Source organism: Anabaena sp. FACHB-83, assembly GCF_014697485.1.
In the GTDB taxonomy this organism is placed as follows: Bacteria; Cyanobacteriota; Cyanobacteriia; order Cyanobacteriales; family Nostocaceae; genus Nostoc_B.
Window position 1 is genome coordinate 1 of sequence record NZ_JACJRY010000101.1, and the last position, 6,356, is coordinate 6,356.

The 6,356-nt window shown below is 41.3% G+C and carries 6 protein-coding genes and 1 pseudogene; 4 read left to right on the forward strand and 3 right to left on the reverse strand.

Annotated features, from left to right (window positions below):
- Positions 1–269: 269 nt before the first annotated feature.
- The gene (locus H6G79_RS37185; RefSeq protein WP_242048788.1) at positions 270–512 is read right to left on the reverse strand and encodes a hypothetical protein; all 243 of its coding nucleotides are present in this window, start codon (positions 510–512) and stop codon (positions 270–272) included.
- A 279-nt stretch (positions 513–791) separates the two neighbouring features.
- Between H6G79_RS37185 and H6G79_RS35920 the strand changes: the two genes are divergently transcribed.
- From H6G79_RS35920 to H6G79_RS35935, 4 genes and pseudogenes are all read left to right on the forward strand, one after another.
- The gene (locus H6G79_RS35920; RefSeq protein ID WP_190595281.1) at positions 792–1,814 is read left to right on the forward strand and encodes a tyrosine-type recombinase/integrase; all 1,023 of its coding nucleotides are present in this window, start codon (positions 792–794) and stop codon (positions 1,812–1,814) included.
- 143 nt (positions 1,815–1,957) lie between these two features.
- On the forward strand, positions 1,958–2,314 hold the full coding sequence (locus H6G79_RS35925; RefSeq protein WP_190595280.1) for a hypothetical protein: 357 nt from the start codon (positions 1,958–1,960) through the stop codon (positions 2,312–2,314).
- A gap of 324 nt (positions 2,315–2,638) precedes the next feature.
- Complete coding sequence (locus tag H6G79_RS35930) at positions 2,639–3,331, forward strand: hypothetical protein (protein WP_190595279.1); 693 nt, start codon at positions 2,639–2,641, stop codon at positions 3,329–3,331.
- 52 nt (positions 3,332–3,383) lie between these two features.
- Positions 3,384–3,551: pseudogene (locus tag H6G79_RS35935) on the forward strand (integrase); the annotation flags it as partial.
- A gap of 6 nt (positions 3,552–3,557) precedes the next feature.
- Here the strand turns inward: H6G79_RS35935 and H6G79_RS35940 are convergent.
- Together H6G79_RS35940 and H6G79_RS35945 are read right to left on the reverse strand one after the other, a co-directional pair.
- Positions 3,558–4,790: an alpha-1,2-fucosyltransferase gene (locus tag H6G79_RS35940; protein ID WP_190595278.1), complete on the reverse strand. Its 1,233-nt coding sequence runs from the start codon at positions 4,788–4,790 to the stop codon at positions 3,558–3,560.
- Between the two features lie 15 nt (positions 4,791–4,805).
- A complete protein-coding gene (locus tag H6G79_RS35945; RefSeq protein WP_190595277.1) occupies positions 4,806–6,122 on the reverse strand; it encodes a glycosyltransferase in 1,317 nt (438 codons plus the stop codon).
- Between the last annotated feature and the right edge of the window lie 234 nt (positions 6,123–6,356).

The window sequence follows — 6,356 nt, forward strand, 5'->3', positions numbered from 1 at the left end:
GCTGCTTAATAACTGTACAGTTCATTCTCAATAAGCACCCAATTTTTTCAAGGGTTATGTGCCTCCTAAACCTTTATCTGGCGGGGTTTATAGGCGATTGTCGCCCCTTGAAGGCTCAGAAAGAGAAGCAGAGTTTCCTGTGTCTAGCTCCAAATCCTCTAAAGAAAAACCAAAGACCAACACAAAAGGATTTGATTCACAGAATTTAGGCAAGAAGTCTAAGGGCAAGAAAAAGTAATTAATTTGAAGTTAACACTATACTTTCTTCCTCATTTTTGAGTCTTACCTAAATCAATTCTGATATCGAGTCGCTCATCTGCTGAGGGCAAACGCTGGCGCTTATCATCATATTTCAACACCGGCTGAACCCCCACTTGGGCGTGTCTGCTGAATCGCACAGTTGCACGGTCGTTGCCATTAAATAACGTTCTATCGCATTTTCTCAGGACTTGTATAGAAATTGGTACAGACGGACGTATATATACAAACTCACCCAGGCAAGTCAAGACCACGGCGATCGCCTACGCTCAACCATAATCATTGCTGTTGCTGAGTATGGGCTAGTCTGGTGGATTATCAACTGGCTTGCCCCACTGCTGCACTACACACCCGCTATCAATTTTGATATCAAAGCCGGAAATTACAGACCTAGCATTACTAATTGACACTCTATCACTTCCGCAAAACGGATTTAGCTGTTCACTGAAAGTAAGCATTCATACCCCTAGAGATGGCCGTATGATAGACGTTATTGGAAACGTGCATTATCAATAACGACTATGTGAGTAGTTATGCCTAACGAGCCAATATTTGGGGAAATAGTCAAGGTAGAGTTGGAAGCGTGTTTGTCTGCACCGATCGCTAGGTATTTTGATGCACAGCTTGATAAAGACCCGGATGTGTTGGCGCAGCTGTTGGCAGATAAACGCAACCCTAATACTCGACGTGCTTACGAGAAAGATTTGAAGGATTTTTTTATCAAGATGACGGGCTTACCACCGACTGGGGATAGTGTGCTGGAGTTTCTGCACTTGCAGCGAGAGCAAGCGGTGATGGTGGTGTTGAAATACAAGGCCAAACTCATAGCATCCGGTTTGCGGGAGGCGACAATCAATCGGCGATTGGCGGCGATTAAGTCGTTGGCCAAGATGGGGCGAAAGCTGGGGGTGTGCAACTATTCCCTAGAGGATGTCGAGGGGGAGAAAGTCAAAGCGTACAGAGATACGCGGGGTGTTGATAGCAAAGCGATAGCACTTGTATTACAGCAGTTTGACAGGGAGACTTTGATTGGTAAACGCAATTATGCAATCTTTCTGGTGCTGTGGGGTTTGGCTTTACGTCGTCAGGAAGTATGTCAATTAAATGTGGGTGACTTTGATTTTTATGGGCGCAAGTTGAGGGTTTTGGGTAAGGGTAAGGGAACGAATGAAGAATATTTAGATATGTCAAGTGCTGTGGCTCAGGCGATAGCTGATTGGTTGATTGCTAGGGGGAATTTGAATGCAGATTTACCAATTTTTACGGCGTTAGATTTCCATAATAAGGGACATAGATTGACTACGGATGCTGTCTATAAAATAGTGTCGGCAGCTTTTAAAAAAGCGGGTGTAAAGAAACCGATGTCACCGCACCGGGTGAGGCATTCGGCAATTACGGCGGCGCTTGATGCAACTGATGGGAATATCAGAAAGGTGCAGAAGTTGAGCCGTCATGTTGACCCTAGAACGCTGATGATTTATGACGATAACCGGAATAAAGACTTGTGGGAGATGTCGGAATTGTTGACGGGAATGTTGAAGAATGCAGAGAAATAAAAATTAATCAATTGGCTAATTATCTTGGAAAATTTGACTACAATTGTCTCAGAAATGTTTGGGCAATCAATTTCATGATTTAGCGGACAATTATACTGGGATAGCACCAGGAATTCTAATATTTCATAGCCCTAGTAATTAATATGTCTTTAACAACTGTTCAGCCAGGAGATGAATTGGTTCTCTTAACGGATTATGATACAAAAAAAACAATTGTAAAAGTGGACAAAGTAACTAAGACGAAGATTATTTTGGAGAACAATTCCGGGTTAGGTTACGATTATAGAAAAAAAGATGGTTATCCTATTGGTTGGAAAGGGGGCAGTTGGCAATCTAAACCTTTACTTATTTGGCTGCCAGAAGAAGAGCTTGAACTAGAAAAACAAAAGCTAAAACAGGTAATAGAGCGAACAAAACTTATTAGTAAACTACAAAGATTTGATTGGAATACAGCTGATGAGCAGCAATTAGAAGCTATTAGCAAAATCTTAAATTTATAACTATCAATTGAAGATTAAGTTGGAAAAGAAGAGGAGAGGAAAAAATGACGGTTACTAAAGTCCAGGAACTAAGAATCGCTGATAAAACCAAAATTTCCTCCCTAGCCGGAGAGCTAATTCACTTAATAGAAGCGCGAGTAGGGAAATTAGAATAATCCTTGCCTAAAAAAATGGTGGATGCTCTTCCCCACGAAAAAGTATCTAAAGCTACTTGTACATTGTTCTCATTTTTCCGCCAATCAGACCATTGCTCAAGACTGTCGGGCTTAATAGGTTGTTTATTTTCATCTAGTATATAAAGCTCATCGAGTATATCCATAAGTAATGAGCAAACACCATTCGCTGTGGGAAAAACTAAACCAAAGGCAACAAGCTACTCTCACCGCCATTTACCACACTGAACAACAACAAGAGTCCGCGCAAAAACAAGCTTGGCACAAGGGGTTGTCCAGAGATCCTGCCTCTGTCTGGCGTAATCTGCAATATTATTTTGAACCCACAGGGCATGAAACTTTGTTACACAGGCTGTTGAGACAGGCTAATGTTGTTGACCAAGGGCTGGGTTCAACTTTGCGGGTCTTGGAAGGACACCAGCTAATTGAATGCAATTATCGTCAGAGCGAACTAATTTCAATCAAGCTCACGACAACTGGACGTGCTGTTGCCCGTGCAGGTTTGGGTGAATCAGCACCCAAAAAGCCACCCAAGGGACAACTTAAACCCAGGCAGTGGGAGGCACTGGTCAGAGCTTATCTCTCTGGTGAGAACGGAATAGATAATAATACAAGCTCTGATGATTACGCTGGGTTTAGTTGGCGATGGACTTGGTTAAGACTAAGAGATTATCACGGCACTGAAGAAGGCTTAGTCAAAGAAGTTGGTTATTGGAACCAAGGCAAGTACTCAACTAAGTTGGTGATTACTCTCTCTGGAATCGAATTTTATAAAAAGCAGTGGGAACAATACCGCGCTCTTTACCCAGATGTAAATGCACCCAAGCCTGATGATGTTACTTGAATTAAATTAGTCGGAATTTTTAGGCGATTTTTAGTTATTTTCTGAAGTAAGCTCGTTGATTACGGCGGCACTTGATGCAACTGATGGGAATATTAGAAAGGTGCAGAAGTTGAGCCGTCATGCTGACCCTAGAACGCTGATGATTTATGACGATAATCGGAATAAAGATTTGTGGCAGATGTCAGAATTGTTAACGGAAATTTTATCGTCAATGATATAGTCGTGGTTATTTCCACATAGAACGCCAGCCTAATGTGTACAAAAAGGTTTTAAAAACACCAATTATCCCTTGAATTTTGTACGCTAAGTATACTCTTATTCCCCATCCTTTTACCTTGCTTTTAGGAAGATAGATGAATATATATTTGAACATTGCTCTTATACCTTGGGTTACATAAGTAACATATAAAATCTCAAAAAAACTTTTGAAAAATTTAGTCTTCTTATTCCCTAGCCATAACAGTGGTTCACTGTTCCAAGGGTCAAAAACTGTAAACTTAGTAGAGAAATCCCAATGGGGTCTAACAAATATTCTTCCCCGCTCATTCAACATACAGGCTATAAAGCTGAAGTTGCTATTACTAATACAAACTACTTCGCACTTGCTTAAAATAAAGAAATCAATGTAAAACTCTATGTTTAAATCTTGCATACTTTCTGGAAGCTTTACTTCCAAATCTCTCCAAATCACCGGAGAAAATTTTTTAAATTCGGGAAGAATACTGTCAAGCTCATCACTACACAGAAAAAGAACTGGGTTGTCTAATTCGTTCCATATCCCGTCAAGCCATTCGCAATACCATTTTGCTGGAAACGCCAATGTAAAGCCCACTTGCGGTTCCGTAATATAGTCACCTCGTCGAATGTGAATTCCAACTATCGTTTTCCCCTTAGAACGAAGAATATTTAGACCATCCTCTAAAGGAGATTTTAGCTCCCTAACGGGTTGGAAAAGTGATCTAAAGTATTCCTTGTATGGTGCGAGTAATCGGGTATGAAATTGAAAGAAACCCCATAGATCAAAGTTAGTAATACCATGTTCAAGAGCTTCTGAACCTACGCGATAACTTTTAGCATCCGCTATGTTTTCAAGATAAGGAATGAATTCAGGAATAATATCAAACAAACTTTCTCCCACATCCAAACATTCAACTGCTGGAGGTAATCGTTGAGAAATAGGCGCATCTTGGTGTCCAAACAAAGTCTGACCAATCCAAGATGGACACTCTACTCGTGAGCCACTTTTTTCTGCACAGATTCTCAAGAAAGCATACTGAAACAGTTGGTTTCCGAATCGACCTAATTGCCCAAGACAGGACATTGTTAGAACTGGCTCAATGGAAGTAGCAGTACCGTCTGTTGAAGTAGCAAGAGTGTTAACTGCATCTTTTTGGAAAGTATCAAAGACACTGAAAACCCTTTCTGTTTCGCTTTTGGTCGAATATTTAGATTTTTCCATTGTATGGAGTGATTTTCAAATTTTAGGTTGCCCTGAAAAAGTCAAAGAGCTTTGCTGTGTTTGCGCTCTTACAGGTTTACCTGTGGATACAACTTGCTCGACAATATCAGCAGCCCGACTGACTCCCCCGGCTTTTTTAATTGCCTGTTGTAATCTGAGCGCGTTCTTTTGATAGTTTTCTTCTGTTAACACCTTTTGAATCGCAGTTCTGAGCCTAGACACATTCAACTTCTTGAGAGTTACGGCTTCACCACATCCTGACCAAACTATACGTGCCGCTACCCCTGGTTGGTCATTGGCAATGGGAATAGCCACCATTGGCACACCTTTTGTCAAAGATTCCAATGTGGTATTCATCCCTGCATGGGTAATAGTGAGGGTTGTTTTTTCTAGCAATTCCAGTTGGGGTGCGTAACCAACCACCAAGGGATGTCCGGGCAATCCTTGGAGAACTTCAGGACTTGCAGAACCACCCAAAGAAATTACTAATTGCACATCTAACTCACTACAAGCTTCTGCAATACAGTGAAAAATTTCTAATAAACGATTTTGAATAGTTCCCATCGAGGCGTAAATTAGCGGTTGCCCAGTCAACTTGTCATAAGGGAAAGGTGTTGGTTCTCGACTGGCTGGGTTATTGTAAGCTCCTGTGAAATGGAAGCAATCAGGTAAATTCTCTCTAGGAAATTCCAACTCAGCAGGTTGTTGACTGAGTTGTGCTAGTTGGGAGTAGGAGTCATTAGGGCTAAGATGCAGTGGTAAATTCCATTGACTACGGTACTCATTAATCACTTCACGGATTGGTTTGCCTACTTGGTTTAATAATTTATAACCAGCCCAATTGCGTACCTTTGCCCATGTTGCTGGACTATAACTCCAAGAAGTATTAAAAGGAGGAACACTGACATCCCGATTAATCATTAAGGCACAAGCACAGCTAATAAAGGGAATATCAAGTAACTCCGCAACGCTTCCTCCCTCTGGTGAAACTTGATCTACTATGAGCGCATCTATGCCTGCTTCTTTTACCAGTGGAGGCAATTCGCGCAGATTCACTTGTGTCCCTTGCTGTATGCAATTGATTGTGTATCTTAGTGCTGAAAATCCGCTTAATTTTCCCAGTTGGGTAAACATCTCTTTCATGAACCCTGGAGGAAAATCAGACTCACCAACTGCCCGAAATTCTAATCCTGCTGCTAGTGCTTTTGGTTGAGCATCAAGTAATCCGAATAAGGTAACGCGATGACCTCGTTTTTTTAGCTCGTAGCCCAAGGTTGTCATAGGGTTGAGGTGGCCAGATGCCGTCGGACAGATTAGCCCATAGTGAGTCATCTTACTGTTTCTGGTTAATTACAACGCTGTTGAGGTTTATACCACAGAATGGGTATCTATTTATATAAAAATGTAAAAGCGCGTTTTAACCACTGTACCTACTGCAACTTATTAAGTAGACGGGGCGTGAGTAGCAACGGAACAGAAAACCGGGATAAGAAAATTGAGTTGAAAAACTAGAAAAAACCGCAGCCATGTATATACATAGGTGAAAGGTTGAAAATGCGTCACTAT